This is a genomic window from Streptomyces griseosporeus, from assembly GCF_014656055.1.
In the GTDB taxonomy this organism is placed as follows: Bacteria; Actinomycetota; Actinomycetes; order Streptomycetales; family Streptomycetaceae; genus Streptomyces; species Streptomyces griseosporeus.
Genome location: NZ_BNBR01000006.1, coordinates 254,249 through 280,659 on the forward strand (window position 1 = coordinate 254,249; position 26,411 = coordinate 280,659).

Here is a 26,411-nt window from a genome sequence, read left to right on the forward strand (position 1 = left end):
CCGCCCCCACCCCCGCGGGCCCGCCTCAGCCGAACTGCACCGACCGCTTGGCCAGCCCCATCCAGAACCCGTCGATCACGGACCGCACGGACTTCCGCTCCCCCAGCTCGCCGGCCGCGTCCGCCGCGCCCATCGTCACGAAGAGCGGTGCGAAGTGCTCGGTACGGGGATGGGCGAGCCGCCCCGCCGGCGACTTGTGGGTGAAGTCGAGCAGCGCGTCGACGTCGGCGCCCTCCAGCGCCCGCCGCCCCCAGTCGTCGAACTCGGCGGACCAGCCCGGCACCCCGCCCGCGTGCCGCAGTGCGGCGAGGTTGTGGGTGAAGAAGCCGGAGCCGACGATCAGCACGCCCTCGTCGCGCAGGGGCGCGAGGCGGCGGCCGATCTCCATGAGCCGGACGGGGTCGAGGGTGGGCATGGAGACCTGGAGGACGGGGATGTCGGCCTCGGGGAACATCTCGACCAGCGGTACGTACGCCCCGTGGTCGAGCCCGCGGTCCGGGATGTCCTGGACGGGTGTGCCGGGGGCGCGCAGCAGCTTGCGCACGGACTCGGCGAGCGCGGGGGCGCCGGGGGCGGGGTAGCGGACCCGGTAGTAGTGCTCGGGGAAGCCCCAGAAGTCGTAGACCAGCGGCACGGTCACCACCGCGCCGAGCGCGAGCGGGGCCTCCTCCCAGTGGGCGGAGACCATGAGGACGGCCTTGGGGCGGGGCAGCCGGGCTGCCCAGGCGGCGAGCTGGCCGGGCCAGACGGGGTCGTCCGCGAGGGGCGGCGCGCCGTGGCTGAGATAGAGCGCGGGCATGCGCTCCGGCACCGTGCGGTGGTCCTCGGTGACGGTCATGACGGCGACTCCCTCCGGACTGCTCGGACTGCCTCGGACTGCTTCGGACCGCTTGGAATCCAAGACTGCTTGAAATCTAAAACAACTACAGCCCTCACCCTACGCCCCGTTTGTTTAAAGTTCAAGAATGCTTCTCGTAGAGTGGAGTGCATGAACACGGCACCCGACCAACCGCGCTGGCTGACCGACGAGGAGCAGCGCGTCTGGCGCGCCTACCTGCACGCCACCACCCTCATGGAGGACCACCTCGACCGCCAGCTCCAGCGGGACGCCGGCATGCCGCACATCTACTACGGCCTGCTCGTCGGGCTCGCCGAGGCACCGCGCCGCCGGCTGCGGATGACCGAGCTGGCCATGCAGGCGAAGATCACCCGGTCCCGGCTCTCCCACGCGATCGCCCGCCTGGAGAAGAACGGCTGGGTGCGCCGCGAGGACTGCCCGTCCGACAAGCGGGGCCAGTTCGCGGTGCTGACCGACGAGGGCTACGAGGTGCTGCGCCGCACCGCGCCCGGCCATGTGAGCGCCGTACGGCAGGCGATGTTCGACCGGCTCAGCTCCGAACAGCAGAAGGCCCTCGGCGAGATCATGCAGATCGTCGCCGAGGGCCTGCAGCCCGACGAAGCGGGTGCGGACCTGCCCTGGCTCCGCTGAGCCGCTCACTCAGCGGAGCCGGGGCAGGCCCCGGGACCGCGCCTGCGATCCCGGGACCGTGCGTACGAGGCGTCCCCTTCCCCGTACGCACGGACGAACCGAAGGGGTACGGCCGGACAGCCTCCGAGGTGCCCGGAGGGGCGCCGTCAGTGGGCGACCACCGGCACCGGCACCTCGTCCTCGGCGCCCTCGCCCTGGCCGGAGCCGGCCACGGTGCCCATGTTCGGGCGGCCGGCGTTGATGAGGGTGACGGCGATCGCGGCGGCCGCGACCAGGATGCCCACGGCGAACCAGATGGCGCTGGTGTAGCCGTGCACCATGCCCTCCAGCTGGACCAGCTGCTGCTGCGGCCGGGACCCGGCGGAGGCGATGTGGTCCTTGATGTACGACGTCGTCGCGGACGCGGCGATCGTGTTCAGCAGGGCCGTACCGATGGCGCCGCCGACCTGCTGCGAGGTGTTGACCATCGCGGAGGCGACACCGGCGTCCCGGGGCTGCACGCCCAGCGTGGCCAGGGACATCGCCGGCATGAACGCCGTGCCCATGCCGAGGCCGAGCAGGACCATCGCCGGCAGCAGCAGGGTGGCGTAGGAGGAACCGATCTCCAGCTGGGTCAGCAGCAGCATGCCGAGTGCGGCGACCAGGAAGCCCGGGCCCATCAGCAGCCGGGGCGCGACCCGCGTCATCAGCCGGGTGCCGATCTGGGTCGAGCCCGTGATCATGCCCGCGATCATCGGCAGGAAGGCGAAGCCGGTCTTGACCGGCGAGTAGCCCTTCACGACCTGGAGGTAGTAGGTCAGGAAGAGGAACAGGCCGAACATCGCGATGATGGCGAGGCCCAGCGAGAGGTAGACACCGCCGCGGTTGCGCTCGGTGACCACGCGCAGCGGCAGCAGCGGGGTCTTGACCTTGGCCTCGACCAGGACGAAGGCGAGCAGCAGGACGCCGGAGGCGACGAACATGCCGATCGTCAGGGAGTCGCTCCAGCCCTCGGACTCGGCGCGGGTGAAGCCGTAGACCAGGGAGACCAGACCGAGGGTGGACAGCAGCACGCCGGGGATGTCGAGCGGGTTGCGGTTGCGGCCGCCCTCCGGCTCACGGATGACGAAGTACGCGCCCAGCGCGGCGACGATGGCGAACGGGATGTTCACGAAGAACGTCCAGCGCCAGTCCAGGTACTCGGTGAGGAAGCCGCCGAGGATCAGGCCGACGGCGCCGCCGCCACCGGCGATGGCACCGTAGATGCCGAACGCCTTGGCGCGCTCCTTGGCGTCGGTGAACATGACGGCCAGCAGCGACAGCGCGGCCGGTGCGAGCAGCGCGCCGAACACGCCCTGCAGGGCGCGGGCACCGAACATCATCGCCTCGTTGGCGGCGGCACCGCCGAGCGCGGAGGCGAAGGCGAAGCCCGCCAGGCCGGTGACGAAGGCCCGCTTGCGGCCCCACAGGTCGGCGATGCGCCCACCGAAGAGCAGCAGGCCACCGAAGGCGAGGGCGTAGGCCGTGACGACCCACTGCCGGTTGCCGTCGGATATGCCGAGGTCCTGCTGGGCGGAGGGCAGGGCGATGTTCACGATGGTGGCGTCGAGGACGACCATCAGCTGGGCGAGCGCGATGAACGCGAGCGCCTTCCAGCGGTTGGGGTCACCGGAACCGGATGCGGCCGGTGCGCCGGGAGCCTTGGAGGCTGCTTGAGACATGGGGGTACCCACTTCGGGACTCTGTGACGGAAAAAAGGTGTCGTAAGGGGACGGCGGTCGTACGTGCGTGTCACGCGGGCGACGGCCGGTGAAGGGAGACCGGTCGGTCGTAGGCAGTAGGACTGCGGCGGAGCCCCGGACTCATCGGTCAGGGCTGATCGTTCAGGCCTTGCGCAGGTCCTCCATGGTCAGGGCCGTACCCGGCAGGGCGGAGCGGGCGGGGGCCCGCAGCCCGTCGAGGAACAGCTGCAGATGGCGGTGGACGAAGTCGTCGACGCGGAAGCACGGCGTGCCCGCCGGGGGCCTGCTGAGCTGGGCGATGGCGATCATGACGTCGCCGACGCCCACGTCGGGCCGGAGCTGCCCGGCCGCCTTGGCGCGGTCCATCAGCGCCACGACCAGCTGCTCGCACCGCAGGCGGGACGCCTCCAGGTCCGGGTGGTGCTGGTCGAAGGTGCTCTGGATCATCGGGCACAGCGCGCTGATCCGCTCGTCGGCGGTGGCGTGCACGAAGCGCTCCAGGGCCTCGAAGGCGTCCCCCGTCTCCGCGAGCGCGGCCTCGGCGGCGGCGGTCGTGCGGTCCATGACGGAGCAGACGACCTCGCGGACGAGGGCGTCGCGGTCGGGGAAGTTGCGGTAGACCGTGGCGTTGCCGACGCCGGCCCGGCGGGCGATCTCGTCGAGCGGCACGTCCGGGCCGTGCTCGACGAACATCTCCCGGGCGGCGGTGACGATCCGCTCCCGGTTGCGCAGGGCGTCGGCGCGGGGCCGGGTCGCCTTGCGCTGAACGGGAAGGGCGGTCTGCACGGCGTACTCCTTGGCGTCGTCTCGTCTGGTGCCGGCTATCCGGGGACGGGTTCCCCGTTTCGCGCGGACACAGGGCTAAACGGGGAACGGATCCCCGGTTATTTCCCCGCCGCCGACTTTCTTCCTGTGACCTGAGTCACAGACTCGCCTCCTCCGTGGTCGGGCCACCCCGCTACTCACCGGAAACCCACGATCGGCCCAGGCCAGCGCGCGCCCGCAGGTCCTCCCCCCGAGGGTGATCGCAAGGGTGCAGCCGGGGACCGGCGGCTGCCTGGAGCGAAAGGTCCTGCATGCAGCCGCAGCCTGAGCGATCCCGGAACCGCCGTCGGATACGCCCGCGCCGTGTGGCCGCCCTCGCCTCCGTGTCCGCGCTGACCCTGGCGGTCAGCACCTCGGCCGGAACCGGGCATCTGGCGCCGGGCGGCACGGCCGCCGGGGCGGGCCCGGTCGCCGCGCTCGACCGTTCCTCGACGCTCGGACCCTGCCTGATCAACGGCCACCCGGCGGTGCAGATGTCGGAGGGCATCCCCACCCCCGGCGGCTACGCCCGCTCCACCGGCACCGTGCGCGCCCTGACGGTGATGGTCGACTTCCCGGACGCGCCGGGCCAGGGGAAGGCGATGGACCGGTTCCACGAGTTCTTCCCGCAGACCCGCAAGTGGTTCCGCACCAGCTCCTACGGCCGCCTCGACTACCGCCCCTCGACCCCCATCCAGGACTGGCTGCGCATGCCGAAGGCGTTCCTGGACTACGGCATAGACCGCGGCGCCCCCTTCGACCCGGGCTACCGCGAGCTGGTGCAGGACATCATCGCGGCGGCGGACGCGAAGGTGGACTTCCGGGACTACGACCTGCTGAACGTGCTCGTCACCCCGAACGCGGGCCCGTCCGCGCTGGACACGGTCCTGTCGGTGACGTTCGCGGGCAACGCCGACGCGCCGGTCGCCGACGGGGTCCCCGTGGCGAACGCCTCCTTCGTCTACTCCCGGCAGGACGACGGCTCCGGCACCTACGACCGCACCGGCTACCGGGTGCTGCCGCACGAGAACGGCCATGTCTTCGGCCTGCCCGACCTCTACACCCAGGAGGGCGGGGGCGCCGTCGGCCACTGGGACATCATGAGCGAGGACTGGGGGGCCAACAACGACCTGCTCGGCTGGCACAAGTGGAAGCTGGGCTGGCTGGACGCCGGCCAGATCAGCTGCGCCTCGGGCACCGGCACGGCCGAGTTCACCCTCACCCCGCTCGCCCGCCCGGGCGGCCGCAAGCTGGTCTTCGTCCCACTGGACGCCCGTACCGGCTACGCCCTCGAACTGCGCACCCGCGAGGGCAACGACGAGGCGGTGTGCCGGCCGGGCGTCCTCGTGTACCGGGTCGACGCGGACATCGACACGGGCATGGGCCCGGTCACCGTCTTCGACTCCCGCGAGGACAGCGGGGGCTGCACCCGCAGCCCGAACGTCCACGCGGAACTCTCCGACGCCACCTTCACACCCGGCGAGACCTTCAAGGACCCGGCCCGCAAGATCAGCGTCGAGGTGGCGTCGGCGGACGTGTCGGGGACGTACCGGGTGCGGGTGACGCGGGGGTAGGCAGGGACCGTCGGGCCGACCGTCGGGTCACCGACGCCTGTCGGATTACGGTAGGACGCACCGCCCGTCGACAGGAGCACGCCGGGCTGCCCCACCGGAGAGCCGATCCCTATGCCCGCGAAGACCCCGACGGAGCCCGCCCAGGCGACGGCGCCGAGCGCGCCGTCCGCCGTACCGGACGAGGCGGTGACTCCGCTGATCCGCGGAGTGGCCGTACTGCGGGAGCTGACGGAGGCGGGCGGCACGCTCAGCCCGAGCGCGCTGGAACGGGCGACCGGCCTGGCCCGCTCCACGGTCGACCGGATCACGGCGACGCTCGCGCGCATGGGCTACGTCCGCGTAGACGGCCGAGACGTGACCCTGACCCCCCGGGTGATGGAACTGGGCAACGCCTACCTGGCCGCCCTCCGCCTGCCCGCGCTGCTGTCGGCCCGGGCCGACGCGCTGGCCGACGAGCTGGACGAGTCGGTGTCGCTGGCGGTGGCCGACCGCGACGGCATCCGCTTCATCCACCAGGCGACCCGCCGCCGCGCCCTCTCCCTCAGCTTCAGCATCGGCGACCTGCTGCCGGCCGAACGCACCGCGCCGGGCCCGCTGTTCGCGACGGAATGGACGGACACCGACTGGCACCGCTGGCGGGCACGCCGGTCCGCGGACCCGCGGGACCACGGCTTCCCCGCCGTACCCCCGCGCGAACGCCCGCACGCCGACGATGACTTCGTCCGCCGCACCCGGCAGGCGGCGCGGGACGGCTGGGCCCTCGACGACCAGCTGATCGAACCGGGCCTGGTGGCGATCTCGGCCCCCGTCCGGGACCCCGGGACCGGCCGCGTGGCGTGCGTGGCGAGCGTGGTCAGCCACACGAGCCGCCACGCGGCGGACGACCTGACGACGACCCTCCTCCCACGCCTGCGGGAGGCGGTGACGGCGATGGAGGAGGACCTGCGCACACCGCCCGCGCCGACCCCGCCCCCACCCCACGCTCCCCTGGCCACCTGGGCGGCGGCGACGAAGCACGCACTGGGCCGCGGTTTCATCGAGTCCCTGGCCCGGGGTCTGACGGTCCTGACGGCGTTCGGCGAGGGCAGAGGCCGGCTGACCCTGACGGAGGTGGCGAAGGCGACGGGCCTGGCCCGGGCCACGGCCCGCCGAGCCCTCATCACTTACGAGCACATGGGTCTGGTGTCCCAGGAGGCCGCCGCGTTCTCCCTGACCCCCCGTGTCCTCGCCCTGGGCTTCCCGCCCCTCTCGCGCACCACACTCCCGGAGATCGCCACGCCGCACCTGAACGACCTGACGGCCCGCATCCAGGAATCCACGGCGCTGGCGGTCGACACCCCCAGGTCCGGCGAGATCGTGTACGTGGCCCGCGCCACGCACCACAGAGTGATGAGCGCGGACCTCCCCTTGCGCCACCCACTCCCCTCCACGGAAACGTCGGCGGGCCGCGTCCTGCGCGCGGCCCTCCCCCACGCCGTCGAGGACGCGGAACTGGAAGCGGGTCTGCGGACGCTCTCGGTCCCCGTGCACGACACGAGCGGCACGGCGATCGCGGCCCTGACGACGGCCACCCACGCGGCCCGCCGCACCCGGGAGGAGTGCGAGCGGACCCTCCTCCCGGAACTCCTCACCACGGCACGCGCGATCGAACAGGACCTGCACACGGCGTCCCGCTTCACGCGGGTACGCCTGACCTGACGCCCAGGAGCACCCGCCGACCCACCCCCTCTCAGCCCCACTCGGCCATCACACCGACACACTCCTCAAGGGCGGCGTGCAACGGCCGCACAAAGGCGGCCAGTTCGACATCGCAGGCCCTCCCGTCCTCCAGTACGGACCCCACGACGGCCACGAGCACGGCGGCGGTCTCGAGGACATGCCGATCGGCCAGCCCCTCGAGAAACCCACCGGGTTCGGCGACGACGAAGGCCTCCTTCCCGGTGGCGGGGTCCACACCGATGCTCCGGGGCCTCGACCGGGAACTCACACGACCACCCCCCATTCGGCGAGGAGGACATAGGGCCGGACCAGCGGAAGCCCGTCGACGAACACGACCTCGACAGGGGGCCGCGCGGGGCGCGGGGGCGGGCAGCCAAGGTCAACCGCCCCCGAGGGCACTGCTACGGAGAGGCTCCGATGGGCCCCTCGGGCAGGGAACAGTAACTGCAGAACCGCGGCCACTAGGCTGCGCATAGGTCGACTCCTACTCAGTCGGCTGAGGCCCCGGCCAGGAAGTAGCCGCTTCCTCCCGGGGCCGCTGTGTGTCCGCTCCAAGATAGCGTGGATAACCGTGGATAACTACGGATGCGCGGAAGTCCGTGGTCACCCACGCTGGCGCCATAGATCTCGACCGCACCCGCCCGCTCTGGCGACAGATCGCAGCGGAGATCATCCGGCGCATCAAGAGCGGCACGTATCCACCCGGCAGCCGCGTGCCGTCCACCTTGGAGATCGCCCAGGAGTTCGGCGTGGTGAACGCCACGGCGGCGAAGGCCATGCGGCACGTACGGGAGCAGGGCTGGACACGCGGCGAGGTCGGCCTGGGAACGTTCGTGGCGGACCCCCTGCCGACGGAGGCCTCCGAGTAGAGCCCCGACGAGGCCACCTCGCTCCATCCCCCGCCCGGACGCATCCGCTACCCTGTCCTAAGTCAGCCGGGCACCCGGCTGCCGGCCACGCCTTCGTAGCTCAGGGGATAGAGCACCGCTCTCCTAAAGCGGGTGTCGCAGGTTCGAATCCTGCCGGGGGCACAGGCAGAAGGGCCAGCTCAGGAGGGGTTTCCTCCCAGGCCGGCCCTTCGTCGTTTCAGCGGTCGTGCCACACGCGTGCCACTAGTGTCCACATCCCCTAGCCGGAGGCCGCTCCCCCACCGCCCCGGATCATGGCCCCGAGCCGGTCGGCGATGGCCCGGTCACGGTCGCTGGTCATGTGCTGGTAGATCAGCGCGGCCCGTGAGCTGCTGTGGCCCATGCGGGTCATCCGCTCCCGCGTGCTGGCCCCTGCCGTGGAGGCCAGCGTGTTGCCCGTGTGCCGAAGATCGTGGAAGTGCAGCTCGGCCGTGACGCCCGCGGCCTTCCGGGCCTTGACCCAGTCGTCCCGGAAGTTGCTTCGCCGCAGTTGTCCGCCCTGGGGGCCGATGAAGACGTGTCCGTCACTGCCGGGAGCGGCGAAGTGCTCCAGGTGGTGCGTGACCGCGTCGAGGAGTTCGGCCGGGAAGGAGACGGAGCGCACCCCGGCCGCGGATTTGGCGCCTTGTCGAAGAGCCGGCCGTCCTGCAGCTCGGCCTGAGCGCGGCGCACGGTGACCGTCAGCCCGTCCAGGTCGATGTCCCGGCGCCGGAGGGCCGCCAGCTCCCCGAACCGCAGGGTGGTGAAGGCCGCCAGGAGCACGAGCAGCCGGTAGCGCGGCGCAATGGAGTCGGCGACGGCGAAGACCTCCGCGACCGTGAGGACCGGCCGCTCGGGCACGTCGTAACGGTCCGCACCCTTGATGCGGCACGGGTTGCGCCGGATCAGCTCGTCGTCCACGGCCGTGTTCATCAGAGCCCGCAGCAACTGGTACGCCTTGACGACCGACGGCTCACCGACGCCGGCCGCCAGGAGCTTGCCACGCCAACTTCGCACACGAGCAGTCGTCACGTCGGCCACCGTCCCGGCCCCGAAGGGGGGCAGGATATGCAGCCGCATCACCGACTGGTTCCGCGCTGCACACAGCTTCAAGCCCCACCGCACAGACTGAGTTACAACTTTCTCTACGGGTTCGCGGCGGCTCGCTCCGCTCACCGCGCGCGGCCCGGCCCCCGGCCCGCCTGCGCTCCTGCCTCCGTCCCACTCCAGCCCGGCCGGCACCCGTGCCGCGCTCACGGCAATCAGTCGCCTGATGCCAGAGAAGGGGTACGTCGTGGCTTGGGCGGTCGGCTTCACGGCTTTAGGCAGCCACTTTGGCGCGAGCCTCGAAAATCACGGCCCCAACGTCGTGTTTTACCGGGCAGGTCCACAGACTGCCCGACGCGCCGGAAGCTTACGGGGCCATGATCACTCGCGCCAAAGCAGCTCCAGCCCAAAGCCGCTCCGCCGACCTTGGCACTCGATCAGGAGCTTTGTCGCGGGAGTCTCGCTTGAGGCCAATCCGCCCCGAGGAGCACATCGAGCTTCTGGGCGTACTCGAAGAGCAACCGTGCGTCCTCCTCCAAGCCTTCGAAGGAGCCCACGATGCTGGCGCCGTCCTGCTTCCGAAAGAATCGCGACCTGATCACGCCCACGCCGTCCCAGTTCCACCACGACGCATGAACGGCATCGTCACGGCGTCGCTTGAGCTCGTGGTCGTCGCCCCACTTGAGGACCTCTGCCAGCGCAGCGGCCTGTGGAATGCTTCGGCGCGATTGCGTCACCAGCAGCTTGTGCAGGTCCGTCCAGGTCTTGTCGACCACCGAGAAACCACCTTCGTCCCCCTTGAGAAGCAAGATGAGACGCTTCATGGCCGCCTCTACGTGGCCCCCGGCCACCACGATGGCTCCGATCAGGCTGTAAAGACGCTCGCGGAACGCGAGGTCTGATTCGTTCGGCCCGCCATGGCGACCCAATCTAAAGGTGGAGATGTCAGCCGTTGGTCTGGCACTCGGAAGCGCAACGTCCATGCTGAAGGACGGCCCACCATCTAGGTGGGTATCCATGCGGTAATAGAAGGAGTGCCCAGGTGGGGGCCAGTCGTCCGACATACACACATCTTGCCGGTTCAGGCTGCCCTCGAACCATCACTTTTGCTGTCGGCCGAGGTCACCCAGCGTCTCCATGTCCGCTTCGAGGCCAGACTGGGAACCGGCACGGGCTCAGTCGTTGCTGCGCGGGCCGAACTGCTTTCGTGCTGCAGCGGGTTGGCGACGCGGCCGCCCGAAAGCGGAGTCATGCCAAAGTGCCGTTCCCACCCTGTTGGCGGCCCCAGTGTGGATGTAGCTCCGTAACCCGGACCAAAGCTTCGCGCACTCGCTCAGCGTCCGAGCCGTGCTGGAACACCGAGATCAGCAGCTCTTCTCGCGCTTTGGCCGCAAGATGCACCTTACGCGCATTCAGGGCAGCGAAGTCCGAGATATTCATCCCCGCGTCGTATGCGCCCTTGGTGGAGACCTTCACACACTCGAACAAGTAGTCTTCACCACCACAGAATTCGAGCTGTCCTCGCCTGTCGAGCTCTGCGGCGACTTGAGGTACACCCACAGGCTTCCCCGCCCTATGGAGGTCGACGATGGCCTCGTAAATCAACCGGTTCCGGTTGAGAAGCGCACCGGGGAGGGATGTCGAGCGAACCGTCCCGGAATCGGACGCCTGCAGGCTCACTGGTGGTGCCACCGGCTCGCCAACTTTTGGTGAGGCCGCAACCCAGACATGCGCCTCGTCCCACAGAGCCTTGAAGCGGTTGACCTCTGCCTCAGCCGCAAGGCGCGGGCGAGCCTGGAGAGCCAACTGCTCAACGATCACCTCGACCACTCCCCACGAGGGCAGAGCGGGCTTGATGAAGGCGTGGTGGATGTTGGTATGGCTGACGACCTTGTCCACGGCCAGGTAGAGCTTCCGGGCCGAGGGGTATCCCGCCTTGCCATGCAGCACATGGAGTTCGCGGTTGAGGTTCCGAAGGGGTCCTTCGGGAAGCTTTGGCCTGAGCCACTGTGGCACGCGATCCCCCTAGTCGTCTCCCACGTGTGACCTGCCCATGATGTCACCGGGCGTCATGATCTGTCAGGAGCTGTAAAAGATCACGTGGGGCCGTAAAAACCTGTAATGGGCGTCCCGCGGGTGCTGACGATGACTCCAAGTGAATGACCTACATGGAGAGGCCAGATGAACAAGACCAGCACCCGAACCCTCCTGCTCATGCTCGTCGCGGCCTTCACGGTCTATGTGGTTTTGGAGCACCCGGCACTAGGGGCGGCCCTTGGTACGGCCGTTGCCGTCGTCGCCCTTCTGCACGAGCTCTTGCGCAGGTAGTTCCAATAGGCTCGGCTAGCTCAGCACGGACCTGAGGCAGCACGGGGCCGCAACCGATTCCCCGATCCGGTCGCGGCCCCGAGTCTCCGGGTGTTGAGACTGGTCACGATCAGCAGCAGCCGCCCGCCGCCGCTTCTTCGGCAGGTGTACCGGCCCCGAGCTGGATCAGTTGGGCTGCCGGGGCGCAGCATCCGCCGCCCGTCTGGGCTGCCTCGGGGCGTCGAACAGGCCCGCTCCGCCGCGCACCCCGCCCGGTTTCTGGGAGGATGAGTTCGACGCGGTTGGCGGACTCGAGGTCGCCGGCGAGGGCGGCCACGACTGAGCGGACCTGCTCATAGCCGGTCATCGCGAGGAACGTAGGGGCTCGGCCGTAGGGCTTCATGCCGACCAGGTAGGCCCCCTGTTCCGGATAGGCCAGCTCCTGGTGGCCGTGCGGGTAGACGGTGCCGCAGGAGCGCTGGTTCGGGTTGATCAGCGGAGCGAGCGCGGTCGGCGCCTGAAGGCGTTCGTCCAGGCCGAAGCGGATCTCCGAGTGGAACGAGAGGTCGGGGCGCAAGCCGGTCAGCACGATCACCTCGTCCACCGGCTCCAGGCGGCGGCCGTCCTCGGCGACCAGGACCAGGCGGCCGTCGTCGCGCTCGATCACCTCAGTGCAGGCGTCGATAGCCATCCTCCCCAAGTCAGTCCCGCAGCGAGTCCTTGAATCACCTCAATTTCCCAAGCTGAAGGCTCAGGCGCCGTCATAATGTTCCGACCGTCGTGGCTTGCTCTGGTGGACGGCGTCGGCACCGGGGGTGCAGCGAGACATACGCGCGCCTGATTGGTCGTCCCACCCGCCGTCGTGGCTGACTGTCGTCGGCTGAGGTTCGTGCCACAACCGTGCCAGATGCAGGGGTCAGCCACGGTCAACACGGGTGCCCCGCAGTCGCGTAGCCGCCCGCTTCCTCGGCCAGCGAAGCCGCAGCTCAGCCCGCAGGTCACCCAGCCTCTCTCCTAAAGCGGTTTCGCAGGTTCGAATCCTGCCGAGGGCACCACCGACGAGGCCTCGGACCGATCATGGTCCGGGGCCTTTGACCTCTCCCCGGCTAAGGGGTCTCGGACCGGCCTTGTGGTCTCACCGCGTCGAAAAGCGGCCAGCCGTCCGTCTCCACCAGGCCGCTCGTGGGAAGCAGTCCGCGGGCCACGGCCTCGTCGAGCAGCGACCGTACGCTGCCCGGCTCGTGGAGGTTCAGGTATGCCCGGTCTGTCAGGCGGACCACCGCGCCCTCGTCGAAGTAGCCGTCGGCTATGGCGCGGTCGGGGGACGGACGGAACACCAGACGCAGGCAGGACCGGTCCCCGGCACGCCACAGCGTCAGCGTGGTGCTGCATCCGGCGTAGCCCCGCAGCCGGTCGTGCCGGTGCCCGAAGCACCAGGCGTACTCCGTGCCGCCCACCAGCATGCGTCGTACTCTGCGCCTCGTCATGCGCGTGCCCGTACGTGCCCCAGGGCGACCAGGCCGACGCCGACCACGCACAGGGACGGTGAGATATTGCCGCCCATCAGCATGAGCAGGGCGCCGGCACCCCACAGTCTGGGGTGCCTCACCAGCCGGGCAAGCCGCCGGCCGGGCATCCGGCCGAGCAGCAGCGCATGCAGTCCCAGCACGGCCCACCAGATGACCAGGCTGAACAGCATGAGACCTATCGCCAGGAATAGGAGCATTCCTTTCCCCCTTCGACGCCTAGGCGTCCGTTCCCTGCCGTTCCAGTACGTACGTGCTGCGTGAGTCCGGGTCGCCGAAGAAGAAGTACAGCTGGAGTGCCTTCTTTTCCGGGCGTCTCAGTTCGAACGTCCAGGTGTAGGTGCTGGGGGCGGGGGCGGTGCGCGGCGTCGGCTCCGGGCGGGTTGTCGACTCCGTGCGGGTCGTCAGGGTCAGCTTCACGTGCTGGCCGTCGTTCCAGCCGGTGCGGTGGGTCGTCAGTTTCCAGGTTCCTGTGCCCGATACGCGCCAACCCTCGTCGAAGTCGAATTCCTGGCCGTCCAGGAGGCTGATCGTGGCCTTGCCGTCGGGGGTGAGGGTGACCGTCGTGTGGTCGTAACCCAGCCAGGTGCCCGGCAGTTCGGTGGGGCGGGCGTCGTGGACGGCCGGGACCTCGTCGTATTGGTGCGGGTTGCAGGCGGTCAGGGGGAGGACGCAGGCCGCGAGCAGGACGGCTCGCCTCTTCGCCGCCGTCCCCGCTCTCCAGGGAGTCATGGGCGGCATCCTGGCAGGTTTTTTGAACGTGTTCAATATGCCGCAGATGAGTACGCGTGCTCATGCGGGCGGCACCTTGTCGCCCCCACTCTGGACGTATGGGAAAACGGGGAACACATCTCACGCACCTGACCTTCGTCGCCGCCGTCCTGCTCGTCGTCGGCGCTCCCGTCGCCGTATGGGGCCTGATGGGGCAGCAGAACGCGCAGGGACTGCCGTCGTCTGAGCTGGATTACGCCTTTCAGCCTCCGGACATCTCCGACGGCACGGCAGCCGCCCTCGGGGGTGTCGCGCTCGTCCTCGCCGTCGCCGGTGCGGCACTGCTCGTCCTGGCGTCCCTGCGCGGCGCCTTCGACCACCGGTGGTGGGGGGTGCTCGCCCCGCTGACCGTTGCGGGGGTTCTCGCGGGCGTCGGCTGGCGCCTCCTGACGGCCGGTGTCATCGGCGCCAACATCGGCGCCGGTTTCGTCATCATGCTCGGCGCCCCGCTCGTCGCCGGCCTGTTGCTGTGGGCCCTCGCCCGAGCCTTGTGGCTGGCGTGGGAGCGGGTGGGGCGGCGGGACTCCGCGTCGGCGGTCTGACTCCGACGGGTCGGGTCGGATCCGATCAACCGGCCCGGCGGGCCAGGCGGGACTCCACCCACGTGCCTACCCGCCCCCGGACCGCCGTTGAGTAGCCGTACTCATGTCTGGGCGCGGCCCGTGGTCCACCGTGGAGATCACCAACGGACCGAACCGAGGAACCACCGATGCCGAATGCGTCCCACAGCCCCCGCCGCCTCCCGCGCCTGCGCCGACTTGTTGCGCTCGCATCGGGCAACTGGCTCGCCCGGGGCTATCTCGCGGTGTTCGCCGTCGCTTTCGCAGTCATGTTCCTCTTTCCGGAGAGCCCCTTCGCCGGGGGCCCTCTGCTGCTGACCGCGCCACTGTCCTTCCTGGGCGTGTTCCTCCCTCTCGACCCCGGCGCCGGGATCGAGGGGGCGGCCGACGTGGCGGCGGTCGTGGTCTTCAGCCTGTGGCTCCTCCTGTGCGCCCTGGTGAACGCCGCCGTGCTCGGCGCCCTCGTCACGAGGAGGACCGCGACCGCCGCATCGACCGGCGCGCGTGCGCCCCTCCCGCACATCACGGCCCCCGCTGGGGTGCGGGGGCTGCTGGCGCCCGCCGTGGACAACTGGCTCGCTCGTGGGTACCTCGCCGTGGTCGCCGCGGCGCTCGGGTTCTTCCTGTACGCCGAACTCGTGCTGCAGGACCCCGGGTTCGCCGGGATCTGGCCGCTCATGACCACGGCTCCGTTCGGCATCCTCGCGATGGCGGTGTCGTCGCCCGTGGCGTACTACTCCCCGGTCGCCTGGTTGAGCCCACTGGTCTTCTCCCTCGGGGCGGCACTGTCCGGGCTGGTCAACGCCGTGCTGCTCGGCCTGCTCGCCCGCAGGCTGCGAGCGGCGCGGGAACCCCACCCCGCCGCCTGAGCGGAGCACTGACCGGTCCTCTCGTCCTCCCCCTTCCCCGCCCACGTCAGCGCGCCCGTCACCGCGAGCGACGCCGCCGCCATCACCGTCATCGCCACCCCGGGCGAGGTGACCTGCGCGACCGTGCCCGCCAGTGCCGCGCTCACGCCCTGGAGGGTCATCGTGCCGGACGACTGCAGGCCCAGGACGTGGCCGGCCAGGTGGTCCGGGGTGAGGGCCACCAGCCGTTCCTGCTGGACGAGGCTCGCGCCGAAGCCGATCGAGGCCAGGGCCGCGGCGGCCGCCGCCAACGGCACCCCGGGGTCCAGGGCGAAGAAGAGGTACGGCGTCGCCAGCAGGAGCAGGAGCGGCACCCCCAACCGGGGCCGCCGGCCGGGCGGTACCAGGCGGCCCACGGTCACGTCGCCGACGAACATGCCCAGCGCCGCGCTCGCGTACAGCGCGCCCGCGGCGCCGGGGTCGTAGGAGACGTAGAGGGATTCGCAGCCGACGACCAGGCCGTTGGGCACCCACAGGCCGAGGAGGGTCAGGCGGCGGGGGCGCGAGGACCACAGGAGGGCGTTGGTGCGCCAGGTCGCGGCGACCGACGGGCGGCCCGAGGCGCGCGGCGGGCGGGCGGTCAGGCCGAAGCGGGTGACCAGGGCCGACGCGACGGACAGGGCCGCCGCGAGGAGCAGGCAGGCCTGCGGGGACAGGAACGTCAGCAGGGCGCCGCCGGTGGCGTAACCGGCGACCTGCATCAGGCCGGTGAGCATGTTGAACACCGACCGGCCCAGCAGATACCCCTCCTTGGTGAGGATCTCGTTGAGCAGGCCCCAGCGGACCCCGCCGCCCAGGGAGGCGATCAGGCCCTCCGCGAAGACGACCGCGAAGACCACCCCGATCGGCAGACCGGGCAGCGCGAGCAGGGCCGTGCCGGCCGCGGTGGCGAGCTGGATGCCGGTCAGAGTGGACCGCGGGGGCAGCCGGTCGGCACCCGACATCAGGAAGGTCGCGCCGAGCATCTGCGCCAGTTGCGGGCCGAACATGCTGACCGCGGACAGCAGCGGGGAGCCGGTGGCCCGGTAGACGAGCGTGCCCAGGGCCAGACCGCTGATCGTCTGGGCGGCGGTGCGGGCGGCGGCGGAGACGAAGAACGGCGTGAACTCCGGGGTGCGGAACAGCTCTCGGTAACTGCGCATGCACCGGAGTCTCGGAGCCACGTTCTTCCGGCCGTTACTGTTTCGCACAGGCGCGAAACCCCAGAGAGGCGGTGCACTGTGGGCTGGTGGCAGATCAACGCCGAGACGCTCGCCCGCAGCCGCTTCCTGATCTCCCCGCTCGCCGAGACCTTCGCCTGTCTGAAGCTGCTGCACGCGGGGACCGGGGCGCACCCCGGGGAGCAGGACTGGCTGCGGCTGCACCGGCCCGGCTACCTGGCGCTGCTGGCCGCCGATCCGCTCACCGCGCGGCTCGTGCGGGCCGGGCTCGGGCGGGACTGGATCGCCGACTTCCTCACGCCGACGCCCCGCGACGGGGAGACGTTCGCCGACGGGCTCGCCCGGATCCGGGCGGCCGACCCGGCGGCGGCCCGCGCGCACGTGCGGGTCTCCCTGGCCGGCCCGCTGCCCGCCGCACTGGAGCGGGACGACCTGCCCGAGCGGGCGGCGGCGCTGCTGGAGTGGGTGTGGGAGCAGACGGTACGGCCGACCTGGGACCGGCGCCGGCGCGTGCTGGAGGCCGATGTGGTCGCGCGGACCGCGCAGGCCGGGCGGGCCGGCTGGGCGGCCGTACTGGACTCGCTGCGGCCGGGGACGCGGTGGCTCGGCGAGAGCCGGTGGCAGATCAACCTGCACGAGTACCCGCCGCGTGAGGTGGCCGACGCGGAGCTGCTGCTGGTGCCGGTGACACCGCAGACCGGGTGGGTGTCGTGGGAGGAGCCGTCGCGGTCGCGGTACGCGGTGGTGTACGCGTGCGCGGGCGCCCTGGCCGGCGACCCGGCCCGTACGCCGGTGTCCGCGGCCCTGTCCGCGCTGCTCGGCCCGGGCCGGGCCCGGGTGCTGGTCCTGCTCCGCACCCCGCTCAGCACGACCCAGCTGGTCGCGCTGACCGGGCAGGGGCTGGGCTCGGTCGGCCGGCATCTGCGGGTGCTGCTGGACGCGGGCCTGGTGGAGCGGGGGCGGGCGGGCCGCTCGGTGCTGTACGCGCGGACGGCGGCCGGGAACGTCCTCGTCGAGGCGGCGGAGGGGACGACGACCGGGGCGGCGGAGGGAGGGGCTGAGGGGACGGCGGTCGACGGGACGACCGAGGGGGCGGAGGGGGCGACCCAGGGGGCGGCCCACGCGCCGGCGGACGGCTCGGCCCGGGAACGCCCCGCCCCCGGGAGTTAGCATCCGCCCATGACCACTGACATCAGTTCCTCTCCCCTCGGCGTCGAGATCGGCGCCCTGACCGGCGGTTCCGCCGACCTCGCGCAGTACGCGGGCCAGGTCGTCCTCATCGTGAACGTGGCCTCCAGGTGCGGTCTGACCCCGCAGTACGCCGGCCTGGAGAAGCTGCACGAGCAGTACTCCGGCCGTGGCTTCACCGTGCTCGGCGTGCCCTGCAACCAGTTCCTCGGGCAGGAGCCGGGCAACGCGGAGGAGATCGCCGAGTTCTGCTCGGCGACGTACGGCGTGACGTTCCCGATGACCGAGAAGGTCGAGGTCAACGGCGAGAACCGGCACCCGCTGTACGCCCGCCTGGTCGACTTCCCGGACGCCGAGGGGCACACCGGCGACATCCGCTGGAACTTCGAGAAGTTCCTCCTCGGCCGGGACGGGTCGGTCGTGGCCCGCTTCTCGCCGCAGACCGAGCCCGACGCGGACGAGATCGTCACCGCCGTGGAGGCCCGGCTCTCCGCTTGACCTTGCCCCTGGGGCAGGCAGGAGCGTCCCTGCCACCGGGCGATCGGCGTCCGGTGGCGGAGGATGAGGGCGTGGACGACGATCTGCTCACCATCGGCGTGTTCGCGGCGCGGGCGCGCCTGTCGGCGAAGGCCCTGCGGCTGTACGACCGGCTCGGGCTGCTCGCGCCCGCGTACGTCGACCCGGTCAGCGGCTACCGCTACTACCGGGCCGGGCAGATCGAGCGGGCCCGTACGGTCGCCCTGCTGCGGCGGCTCGACATGCCGCTGGCCGTCGTCGCCGAGGTGCTGGCGGCGGCCGAACCGCTCGGCGCGGAGCGGCTGGCGGCGTACTGGGCGGATGCTGAGGCCCGGTTCGCGGCGCAGCGCACGCTCGCCGCATTCCTCCGTGCGCGTCTGTCAGGCAGGAGTGCGGAGATGTACGAGAAGTTCGCGGTGGAGACGGTCGACGTGCCCGCGCAGGTGGTGCTCTGCGAGAAGCGGCATGTGCTGGCCGACGAACTGCCCACGTGGATCGGCGCGTCGATGGGCCGGCTGGAGGCGGCGGCGCGGGAGTGCGGTGGCGTCGCCGGGGCGCCGTTCGTGGTCTACCACTCCGATGTGTCCATGGACAGCGACGGGCCGGCGGAGTCCTGCGTGCCGGTCGCCGACGAGGCGGCCGCGCGGGCGTGGGCGGAGCGGCAGGGGCGGGCGAGGGAGACGACCGTGCGCGTGGAGCCCGCGCGGCGGCTCGCCTTCACCCGGATCGGCAAGAGCCAGGTCGCCTTCCCGCAGATCCTCGCCGCGTTCGAGGCGGTGGAGGCGTGGATCGGGACGCGGGGGCTGTCGTACGACGGTCCGTGCCGGGAGGTCTACTTCGCGGACTGGGAGGCGGCCGGGCCCGAGGACCCGGTGTGCGACGTGGCGTTCCCGGTGAGGTGACCGTCGCGGCCGTGCGGTGAGTACGGCGGCCACGCCGTCAGTACGGCGGCCGTGCGGTGAGTACAGATGAGCCCCCTCGGCTAGGACGGCGATTCTGGTCGAGAGGGCTCGTTCTGTCGTGCTTATCCAGTTGTGTGCGAGCGGCGAGTCTCAGACAGACCCGCCCCCTACGCCTTGACCGATGCGACGAAGACGTTCCACGCCTCGGCGGGGAAGGACAGGGTGGGACCCTGGGGGACCTTGGAGTCCCGTACGGCCATGGCCTCGACCACCGGCGACTTGATCTCGACGCACGCGCCGTTACCCGTGGAGTACGAGGACTTGGTCCAGGTGTCCGTGGCGCCCTGACGAATTGCCATTTTTGCTCCGTGTTACCTCTGGTGAGTTGCTCGGTTTCCGCCAACCTTGTTGCTCGATGGCGTGATCGACGCTACTCGCCAACATCGGCCTACGAAGCGACTATTCACTCGTTGGATGGCATATTCCAGTGGAGACTTCCATCCGAGCCGGGCAAGGGTGTACTGTGCGGCGCCACCCGGACGGGAGCCTCCTCAGCCGTCCCCTCAGCCGCGCCCTCAGTCGTCGGCGTACTCCTTCGCGATCTTCTGGATGAACTGCAGGGACTGCTCCACGTTCAGCGCCTGGGCGCGCAGGTGCTCGTACATCACGCTGTACTTCTGCACGTCGTTCGCCTTCTCCAGGTACAGGTCGCTGGTGACGCCCTCGATGTAGACGACGCTGGAGTCGGCCGCGTCCGGGAACTCCAGGATCGCGTACTGGCCGTTGAGGCCGGGATGCGCGCCCATCTCGAACGGGATGACCTGCACGGTGACGTGCGGCAGCTGCGACTGCTCCACCAGATGCTCCAACTGCTCCCGCATCAGCGCCTTGTTGCCGACCACCCGGCGCAGCGCCGCCTCGTCCAGGACCGTCCACAGCCGCAGCGGGTTCTCCGGGGCGGTGATTCGTTCCTGCCGGCGCATCCGCACCTGCACCCGCTTCTCGATGTCCGCCGGTGCCGTCTCCGGCAGCGCGCCCGCGATGAGCGCCTCCGCGTACTGGCGGGTCTGGAGCAGGCCGGGGACCACCTGCGGGTCGTACACGCGCAGGCTGGCCGCGTCCGTCTCCAGGCCGATGTAGACGCTGTAGGGGATGTCGCCGAAGGTGTGCCACCAGCCCTGCTGCCGGGAGTCCTTGGCCATCTGCATCAGCGAGTCGACGATCCGCTGGTCCTCGACCTCGTACACGTTGCACAGGTCGCGGACGTCGCGCTGGCTGATGCTGCGCCGCCCGTTCTCCAGCCGGCTGATCTTCGACTGGGACACGAGCAGCCGCTCGGCGACCTCTTCGGCCGTCATGCCCTTGAGCTCGCGGAGCCTGCGCAGCTCCTGGCCCAGCCGGCGCCGCCTGACGGTGGGATTGACATTGGACGCCACGGGACGTGCACCTCCGGCTGCATGCCTGTACTCGGGTGTACTGGCTTGTACTTGCAACTATGCGTATCTGCTGTTGAGCAGACTGCCACCAAGGTGCTTCCTACCGCTGGGAAACCCGGGATATGCGGCTGAGGTGTCCCGGACATGCGTCCGCGCGGGGCGGCGGGCCGTGTCCTGTCGGACGTACGGCCGTGCCGCCCCGCGCGGCGCGCGGCTCCCGAACGGGTCTGTGCGTCGTGCTGGGTCGTGCCGGGCTGTGCTGAGGGTCGTGCTGTGCGGTGGACCGTCCGTGCCATGGACCGTCCGTGCCGTGGGACTGCGGCTCAGTGGGCCACGGCGCGGGCCATCGATCCGCGGTGCGGCTGCACCGGAACGCCACGAGCGGGTTCCGTCGCCGCCCTGCCCCCGGCGGCGGCCTGGCGGCCTGCCGGAGAGCGGCGCGGCTGGGCCGCCACACCGTTCTGGACGTCCATCACGGCGTGCGCGACGAGGCCGCCCATCGGGTCGTGCCGGATCAGGTCCCTGAGCCGGGAGCGGGACGAGCGTCCCTCGTTGCCCGGGTACAGGTGCTTGCCGAGTCCGACCGCGTGGGCCAGCGCGGCGAGCGCGGCGGTGCGCGGGTCCGGCGGTACGCCGGTCCGGATCGCCGAATCCAGCCGGGCCCTGATCTCCCGGCTGATCGCCGTGTCCGTCGCCTGGTAGCGCGTCGTCGGCAAGACCCCGCACATCTGGCCCGCCACGGCATGCACCATGCCGCACCGCTCCAGATGCGAGAGGTAGGTCTGGCGGAGCCCGAGACGCGGCCCGCCGATCCAGTGGACGGCACGCACCGGAGCGCCACGCCTTCGCAGCAACTCCAACGCGCAGTCCAGTGTCGGATCTCCAGTCGGCCGTGGGGACACCACGGCGATACGATCCCCGTCTGGGGCTATCCGTCCGGCCAGCGCCAGCTCCACTAGCTGTGCTCCGGCCAGACCGAGGTCGAGCGACTGCGGCTGTGCAGTGGTACCCGTGGCCGGGTCCAGTGCCAGCAGCAGAAGCTCCTCCGGAAGTGTTCTGCGGCTCCTGCCCATCCATGCCTCCCCGCGTGGATGAATGACAGGGTGACCCCTCTCACATTGGTCTGTCGAGGGTGCGTGACCTGTTTGTGAGGGAACCGGCAGGTATGTCGTTCTCGTCTACCGCAGGAGCCAAGCCCTCACACAGGACACTGGTACATGGTTCGGACAGTGTCGTACGACGGTGTCCGGGCCGGCGATTCACGGTTGGGTTCGGTAGCGCGCCAAGGCGTGCGGCGCATGGAGGAGGCATCGGTGGCGGGCGAGTCCCCCGACAGGTCGAAGCAGCGCGAGTCGTCGGCGGAACCGACGTCGGGGAGCGCGGTTCCGGTTCCCGAGGCCCGGGACGGGGAGCGCGGGGACTCCGGCGATCCGCGCCTGACCCTCTCCCGCGAGGAGGCGGCCACGGGGTCCCCCCGCGGGGGCGTGGACACGGCCACCCGGGTGCTGTCGATCCCCGAGCGGACGGAACGGACGGCGGAGGCGGGGGCCGGGGACTCCGGTCGCGCCGGTGACGCCGAGGACGACGACGAGGACGCCGAGGAGGACTCCGAGGCGGAGGCCGGTGCCGGGGAGGATGCGGAGGACGCGGACTCCGCGAGTGCCTCCGGCGCGGACGAGGCCGAGGACGGCTCCCGCGACGGTGACCCGACGGACGGCGACTCGGGGAACGCGGAGCGCGACGAGCGCCTGCGGGCGGCCGTGGCCAAGTGGGTGACGTCGACGCCGGACGGGAAGGGCGAGAAGGGCGCGGAGGACGCGGAGGACGCGGAGACGGCTGAGGGCGCCGACAGCGCCGACAGCGCGGAGACCGCCGAGGACACCGACGACGCGCAGACCGCCGAGGACAGCCAGGACGACCAGGGCGACCAGGACGACCAGGACGCCGGCGAGGACAGCGAGGCGCCCGCCGAAGCCGACGGCAAGGGCACGGACTCCCCCGCCCCGGAAGCCGCGGGCACCGAAGGCGAAGCCGAGGACGACGTCGAGGACAACGCCCCCGAAGCCAAGGGCACCGACAAGGGCACCGGCAAGGGCACCGCCAAGCCCGCCGTCGACCAGCCCACCACCATGCTCAAGCTCGGCCCGCCCGCGAAGCCCGCGAAGCCCGCCAAGCCCGCCGTCGACCAGCCGACCACCATGCTCAAGGTCGGCAAGCCGGGTGAGCGCGACAAGCAGGACAAGCAGGACAAGCCGGCCCCCTCCGAGCGGGACAGCGAGCGCACCAGCAAGTTCGTCGCGCTGAAGCCCCTCGATGAGCCGGCCACCAGGAAGCCCCCGCAGAGCCCGCAGACCCCCAAGACCCCGAGCCCCGCCGACGCCACCGCCGCCCTCCCCCAGGTCGGCCCGGAGCGCACCACCCAGCAGCCGCTTCCCCCGAAGCCGCCGCTGGACCTGCTGGCGGAGCTGACCAACACCCCGCCGCCCCCGCAGACGCCGCTGCGCACGCTGGCCCGCCGGGTCAAGATCTGGACGCCGCTGGTGCTGCTGCTGGCGATCGTCTTTGCGGTCGTACAGGCTGTGCGCCCGCTGCCCGCGCCCGCCCTCGTGCTCACCGGGCAGGAGGCGTACACCTTCGACGGCGGCAAGGTGAGCCTGCCGTGGTCGGACAAGGGCCAGGGCTGGCTGGAGGTCGACGGCGTCGGCAGGATGGACGGCTTCGGCGAGCAGAAGCCCGTGCCGATCGGCTCGGTCGCCAAGACGATGACCGCGTACCTCATCCTGCGCGACCACCCGCTGAAGGTGGGGCAGGAAGGCCCGAAGATCGAGATCGACGCGCTGGCGGAGAAGGAGGGCGGCTACAGCGACGACGGCGAGTCGACGCTGAACACCGTCAAGGCGGGCCAGACCCTCACCGAGAAGCAGGCCCTGTCGGCCATCATGATCCCGTCCGCCAACAACATCGCGCGGCTGCTCGCGCGCTGGGACGCGGGCTCGGAGGCGGCGTTCGTCAAGAAGATGAACGACGCCGCCAAGGAGCTGGGCCTGACCCACACGACGTACACGGACCCCTCGGGGCTGAAGGAGACCACCGTCTCCACGGCCCGGGACCAGGTGAAGCTCGGCCGTGAGGTCGTGAAGATCCCGGCGCTCGTGGACATCACCAGCAAGGCCAGCTGGACCGACCCGTCGGGCAAGTACCACGACAACTACAACCAGCTGCCGTTCCGCATGGGCGCGATCGGCATCAAGACCGGTTCCACCACGGCCGCCGGCGGCAACCTGCTCTTCGCCTCCCGCAAGGAGGTCGGCGGCCGGACGGTCACGCTCGTCGGCGCGGTCCTCGGCCAGACCAAGCCGTCGATCCTGGCGACGGCCAACAAGGTCAGCGAGGCCGCGCTGCGCGCCGCGCAGGACGCGCTGACCTCGGCGAAGATCGTGAAGAAGGGTGACGTGGTCGGGTACGTCGACGACCAGCTGGGCGGTCGTACGCCGGTCGTGGTCACCGAGGACGTCACGGCGGTCGGCTGGTCGGGGCTGAAGGTGAGGCTGTCGTTCGCCGCGGGTGACGTTCCGCACGCGGCGGCGGCCGGCACGAAGGTCGGCACGCTCACCGTCGGCGACGGCACCAGCGGCGCGGTGAAGGTCCCCGTGGCCCTGCAGAAGGACCTCGTCGAGCCGGGGTACCCGCAGAAGCTGACGCGCGTCTCCTGACCCCCGGGCCGCCCCCGGCCGCCCCGGGCGCGGGCGGTCTCGGCCGCACCTCGCCGGTGTCCACCGCCGGCGGGGTGCGTGCTAGCGTCACGAAACAGGACAGGTCGAAGCCGACGTAAACGGAGCGCGGCCGAGAGAAGAGAAGACGGGACACGGGGAGTGCCTTCAGGTGGCCACTGCGGAGCCGACACGCGCCGACGACACCGGTCCGGGCCCGGGTGGCGGCCCGCGAATACCGCTGTCTGAGGCACCGGAAAAGCCCTCGGCGGACCAGCACGGACCGCGCAAGCGGACGCCCGGGGAGCGCGCGCCGGAGCCGGGGAGGCGCTCGCCTCTCATGGCGCTGCGCGCGCGGATGCTCCGGCATCCCGTGCTGTCCGTGACGGCCCTCTCCGGGGTCCTGCACATCGTGTGGTTCTTCACGTTCGCGAACAGCGGCGGGGACCTGGCGGCGCAGGACGCGTGGGCCGAGTTCGTCGGCCGGCATCCCGACTCGGCGTACAACCTGGCCTGGTACGGCGGTATGCACCCGGTGTCGTACAGCGTGGTGTCGCCGTATCTGATGTCGGTGCTCGGTGTCCGTACGACGATGATGATCGCCGGGACGGTGTCGGCGGGGCTGCTCATCCTGGTGCTGATCCGCAGCCGGGTGGTGAGGAACCCGCTGTGGGCCTCGCTCGCCGGCGTCTTCGCCTTCCTGTGCAACGCGATCTCCGGCCGGGTCACGTTCGGGCTGGGCACGATGTTCGCGCTCGGCGCGGTCGCGGCCGTCTTCTGCTGGCCGTACCGCTGGCGGCACAAGCGGTGGGCGAAGGCGCTCGTCGCGGGTCCGCTCGCCGCGCTGGCGACGATGGCCTCGCCGGTGGCGGGCCTGTTCGTCGGGCTGGTCGCGGTGGCGCTGTTCCTGCAGAAGCGGCGGCCGGGCGCGTGGGCGCTGGGGCTCGCGCCCACCGCGGTCGTCGCGGTGTCGGCGTGGCTGTTCCCCTTCTCCGGCACCCAGCCGATGTCGTTCGGCTCGGCGATCCTGCCGCTGCTGTTCTCCGGGTTCGTCTACTACCTCGTGCCGCGCACCTGGAAGACCGTGCGGATCACGGCCGCGGTGTACGGGCTCGCCGTGCTGCTGGTGTGGCTGATCAGCTCGCAGATCGGGTCCAACATCACGCGGCTGGCGATGCTCTTCGCGGGCGTGGCGCTGATCGCCGCGCTGCCGTTCACGGTGCCGCGCTCGCGCAAGTGGTACGCGGCCGTGGTGGCCTTCGTCGGGTTCGTCGTCTGGATCGGCTTCAAGTCGGTCGACGACATCGTGCACACCGCGCCGGCCGCGTCCTGGTCGCGTGAGCTGGCGCCGCTCGTCAACGAGCTGCAGCAGGTCGGCGCCGAGAAGGGCCGCGTCGAGGTCGTACCGGCCCGCTCCCACCGCGAGGCGTCCGCCCTCGCGCCGTACGTGAACCTGGCCCGGGGCTGGAACCGGCAGGCCGACATGGAGCGCAACCCGCTCTTCTACGACGACACGCTCAACTCCGCGAACTACCACGAGTGGCTCCAGCGCTGGGCCGTGCACTACGTGGTCGTCCCGAAGGACGAGCCGGACGGGGACGGCGGGCAGCGGGAGCGGGCGCTGGTGCGGCGCGGGCTGCCGTATCTGACGCAGGTGTGGGGCGACGCGAACTGGCAGCTGTTCCGGGTGACCGACCCGGCGCCGCTGGCCGAGCCGAACGCCGTGGTGACGCGGGCGGACCAGGGCGAGTGGACGATGGAGGTGCGCGAGCCGGGGCGGATCCTGGTGCGCATCCCGTACTCGCCGTGGCTGAGCCTGGTCGACGCCGAGGGCAAGAAGCTCAAGGCCCCGCAGGAGACGGAGGCCTCGAAGAACCGTCCCGAGGGGACGCCGAAGACGTACGACAACGTCAACGGGTGTCTGACGGAGACGGAGGAGGACGCGCTGGGCGACAGGTGGACGCTGCTGGTCGCGCCGAAGGCGGGGACGTACCGTCTGGCGGCGCCGTACACCGTGCCGCGGGGGACCCCGTGTCCGGACGAGCTGAAGTGAGCGCCGTACGGAGCTGACCATCGAACGAGACTGAGCGTCGGTTCAAGTACGTGAACACAGGACAGTAGCCCGAACGATTTTACTGTCCCTTGACCTGACGCCAACTTGTCGTGCCCTGTTCACCGTACCCACC

24 protein-coding genes, 1 tRNA gene and 3 pseudogenes are annotated in these 26,411 nt (G+C 70.9%); 13 read left to right on the forward strand and 15 right to left on the reverse strand.

All coding sequences use genetic code 11. The features are described 5' to 3' along the window. Positions 1-25: 25 nt before the first annotated feature. Positions 26-838, reverse strand: coding sequence for a dioxygenase family protein (locus tag IE308_RS27730; protein ID WP_190220015.1), 813 nt, complete (start codon positions 836-838; stop codon positions 26-28). Positions 839-988: 150 nt separating this feature from the next. Between IE308_RS27730 and IE308_RS27735 the strand changes: the two genes are divergently transcribed. Next, complete coding sequence (locus tag IE308_RS27735; RefSeq protein WP_190220016.1) at positions 989-1,489, forward strand: MarR family winged helix-turn-helix transcriptional regulator; 501 nt, start codon at positions 989-991, stop codon at positions 1,487-1,489. 146 nt (positions 1,490-1,635) lie between these two features. Here the strand turns inward: IE308_RS27735 and IE308_RS27740 are convergent, their stop codons facing one another. Together IE308_RS27740 and IE308_RS27745 are read right to left on the reverse strand one after the other, a co-directional pair. Then, positions 1,636-3,189, reverse strand: a complete 1,554-nt coding sequence (locus IE308_RS27740; RefSeq protein ID WP_190220017.1) for an MFS transporter — start codon at positions 3,187-3,189, stop codon at positions 1,636-1,638. Positions 3,190-3,351: 162 nt separating this feature from the next. After that, a complete protein-coding gene (locus tag IE308_RS27745) occupies positions 3,352-3,996 on the reverse strand; it encodes a TetR/AcrR family transcriptional regulator (RefSeq protein ID WP_110628753.1) in 645 nt (214 codons plus the stop codon). Between the two features lie 290 nt (positions 3,997-4,286). On the opposite strand from IE308_RS27745, the gene IE308_RS27750 reads away from it, so the two are divergent. Both IE308_RS27750 and IE308_RS27755 read left to right on the forward strand, forming a co-directional pair. Further along, entirely contained in the window at positions 4,287-5,588 is a 1,302-nt protein-coding gene (locus IE308_RS27750) for a M6 family metalloprotease domain-containing protein (protein ID WP_190220018.1), read from the forward strand. Between the two features lie 111 nt (positions 5,589-5,699). After that, positions 5,700-7,286 (forward strand): helix-turn-helix domain-containing protein, encoded by a 1,587-nt coding sequence (locus tag IE308_RS27755; RefSeq protein WP_190220019.1) that lies wholly within the window; start codon positions 5,700-5,702, stop codon positions 7,284-7,286. Between the two features lie 31 nt (positions 7,287-7,317). Here the strand turns inward: IE308_RS27755 and IE308_RS27760 are convergent, their stop codons facing one another. Further along, on the reverse strand, positions 7,318-7,542 hold the full coding sequence (locus IE308_RS27760) for a hypothetical protein (protein ID WP_229909173.1): 225 nt from the start codon (positions 7,540-7,542) through the stop codon (positions 7,318-7,320). A gap of 364 nt (positions 7,543-7,906) precedes the next feature. On the opposite strand from IE308_RS27760, the gene IE308_RS27765 reads away from it, so the two are divergent. Together IE308_RS27765 and IE308_RS27770 are read left to right on the forward strand one after the other, a co-directional pair. Next, the gene (locus IE308_RS27765; protein WP_190220021.1) at positions 7,907-8,176 is read left to right on the forward strand and encodes a GntR family transcriptional regulator; all 270 of its coding nucleotides are present in this window, start codon (positions 7,907-7,909) and stop codon (positions 8,174-8,176) included. Between the two features lie 89 nt (positions 8,177-8,265). Continuing rightward, positions 8,266-8,338: transfer RNA gene (locus IE308_RS27770), tRNA-Arg, on the forward strand. Positions 8,339-8,435: 97 nt separating this feature from the next. Here the strand turns inward: IE308_RS27770 and IE308_RS37615 are convergent. The 3 genes and pseudogenes from IE308_RS37615 to IE308_RS37070 form a co-directional block, all read right to left on the reverse strand. Next, a pseudogene (locus IE308_RS37615) lies at positions 8,436-9,289 on the reverse strand (tyrosine-type recombinase/integrase); the annotation flags it as partial. A 389-nt stretch (positions 9,290-9,678) separates the two neighbouring features. Next, positions 9,679-10,305: a hypothetical protein gene (locus IE308_RS27780; RefSeq protein ID WP_190220022.1), complete on the reverse strand. Its 627-nt coding sequence runs from the start codon at positions 10,303-10,305 to the stop codon at positions 9,679-9,681. Between the two features lie 184 nt (positions 10,306-10,489). Beyond that, positions 10,490-11,257 carry a DnaB-like helicase N-terminal domain-containing protein gene (locus IE308_RS37070; protein WP_229909174.1) on the reverse strand — a complete coding sequence of 256 codons (768 nt, stop codon included), beginning with the start codon at positions 11,255-11,257 and terminating at the stop codon, positions 10,490-10,492. A gap of 165 nt (positions 11,258-11,422) precedes the next feature. Between IE308_RS37070 and IE308_RS27790 the strand changes: the two genes are divergently transcribed. Then, a complete protein-coding gene (locus tag IE308_RS27790) occupies positions 11,423-11,569 on the forward strand; it encodes a hypothetical protein (protein ID WP_190220023.1) in 147 nt (48 codons plus the stop codon). A gap of 109 nt (positions 11,570-11,678) precedes the next feature. Here the strand turns inward: IE308_RS27790 and IE308_RS27795 are convergent. From IE308_RS27795 to IE308_RS27810, 4 genes and pseudogenes are all read right to left on the reverse strand, one after another. Then, positions 11,679-12,221: pseudogene (locus tag IE308_RS27795) on the reverse strand (flavoprotein); the annotation flags it as partial. Positions 12,222-12,654: 433 nt separating this feature from the next. Beyond that, positions 12,655-13,035, reverse strand: a complete 381-nt coding sequence (locus IE308_RS27800) for a hypothetical protein (protein WP_190220024.1) — start codon at positions 13,033-13,035, stop codon at positions 12,655-12,657. After that, positions 13,032-13,274, reverse strand: a complete 243-nt coding sequence (locus IE308_RS27805; protein WP_190220025.1) for a hypothetical protein — start codon at positions 13,272-13,274, stop codon at positions 13,032-13,034. Before IE308_RS27805 ends, IE308_RS27800 begins: the two co-directional genes overlap by 4 nt. 19 nt (positions 13,275-13,293) lie before the next feature. Next, a complete protein-coding gene (locus IE308_RS27810; protein ID WP_190220026.1) occupies positions 13,294-13,806 on the reverse strand; it encodes a hypothetical protein in 513 nt (170 codons plus the stop codon). A 98-nt stretch (positions 13,807-13,904) separates the two neighbouring features. Between IE308_RS27810 and IE308_RS27815 the strand changes: the two genes are divergently transcribed. After that, positions 13,905-14,387, forward strand: a complete 483-nt coding sequence (locus tag IE308_RS27815) for a hypothetical protein (protein WP_190220027.1) — start codon at positions 13,905-13,907, stop codon at positions 14,385-14,387. A 167-nt stretch (positions 14,388-14,554) separates the two neighbouring features. Further along, positions 14,555-15,193: pseudogene (locus tag IE308_RS37500) on the forward strand (SCO4225 family membrane protein); the annotation flags it as partial. On the opposite strand, the gene IE308_RS27825 reads toward IE308_RS37500, so the two are convergent. Beyond that, positions 15,139-16,455 (reverse strand): MFS transporter, encoded by a 1,317-nt coding sequence (locus tag IE308_RS27825; protein WP_229909183.1) that lies wholly within the window; start codon positions 16,453-16,455, stop codon positions 15,139-15,141. The pseudogene IE308_RS37500 and the gene IE308_RS27825 sit on opposite strands and share 55 nt — an antisense overlap. 78 nt (positions 16,456-16,533) lie before the next feature. Between IE308_RS27825 and IE308_RS27830 the strand changes: the two genes are divergently transcribed. The 3 genes from IE308_RS27830 to IE308_RS27840 all read left to right on the forward strand — a co-directional run bounded on the left by IE308_RS27830 (position 16,534) and on the right by IE308_RS27840 (position 19,079). Continuing rightward, positions 16,534-17,643, forward strand: coding sequence for an ArsR/SmtB family transcription factor (locus tag IE308_RS27830; RefSeq protein WP_190220029.1), 1,110 nt, complete (start codon positions 16,534-16,536; stop codon positions 17,641-17,643). A 9-nt stretch (positions 17,644-17,652) separates the two neighbouring features. Then, positions 17,653-18,159 carry a glutathione peroxidase gene (locus tag IE308_RS27835; protein WP_190220030.1) on the forward strand — a complete coding sequence of 169 codons (507 nt, stop codon included), beginning with the start codon at positions 17,653-17,655 and terminating at the stop codon, positions 18,157-18,159. Between the two features lie 71 nt (positions 18,160-18,230). Further along, a complete protein-coding gene (locus tag IE308_RS27840) occupies positions 18,231-19,079 on the forward strand; it encodes a MerR family transcriptional regulator (protein ID WP_373314603.1) in 849 nt (282 codons plus the stop codon). 167 nt (positions 19,080-19,246) lie between these two features. Here the strand turns inward: IE308_RS27840 and IE308_RS27845 are convergent, their stop codons facing one another. The 3 genes from IE308_RS27845 to IE308_RS27855 form a co-directional block, all read right to left on the reverse strand. Further along, positions 19,247-19,438 (reverse strand): DUF397 domain-containing protein, encoded by a 192-nt coding sequence (locus IE308_RS27845; RefSeq protein WP_110628766.1) that lies wholly within the window; start codon positions 19,436-19,438, stop codon positions 19,247-19,249. A gap of 216 nt (positions 19,439-19,654) precedes the next feature. Beyond that, on the reverse strand, positions 19,655-20,515 hold the full coding sequence (locus IE308_RS27850; RefSeq protein ID WP_110628767.1) for a helix-turn-helix domain-containing protein: 861 nt from the start codon (positions 20,513-20,515) through the stop codon (positions 19,655-19,657). A 323-nt stretch (positions 20,516-20,838) separates the two neighbouring features. Then, complete coding sequence (locus IE308_RS27855; RefSeq protein ID WP_110628768.1) at positions 20,839-21,588, reverse strand: GOLPH3/VPS74 family protein; 750 nt, start codon at positions 21,586-21,588, stop codon at positions 20,839-20,841. Positions 21,589-21,813: 225 nt separating this feature from the next. Between IE308_RS27855 and IE308_RS27860 the strand changes: the two genes are divergently transcribed. Then, entirely contained in the window at positions 21,814-24,228 is a 2,415-nt protein-coding gene (locus tag IE308_RS27860; RefSeq protein ID WP_190220032.1) for a D-alanyl-D-alanine carboxypeptidase, read from the forward strand. Between the two features lie 169 nt (positions 24,229-24,397). Then, positions 24,398-26,278, forward strand: coding sequence for a DUF8823 domain-containing protein (locus IE308_RS27865; protein WP_110628770.1), 1,881 nt, complete (start codon positions 24,398-24,400; stop codon positions 26,276-26,278). Positions 26,279-26,411 lie beyond the last annotated feature (133 nt).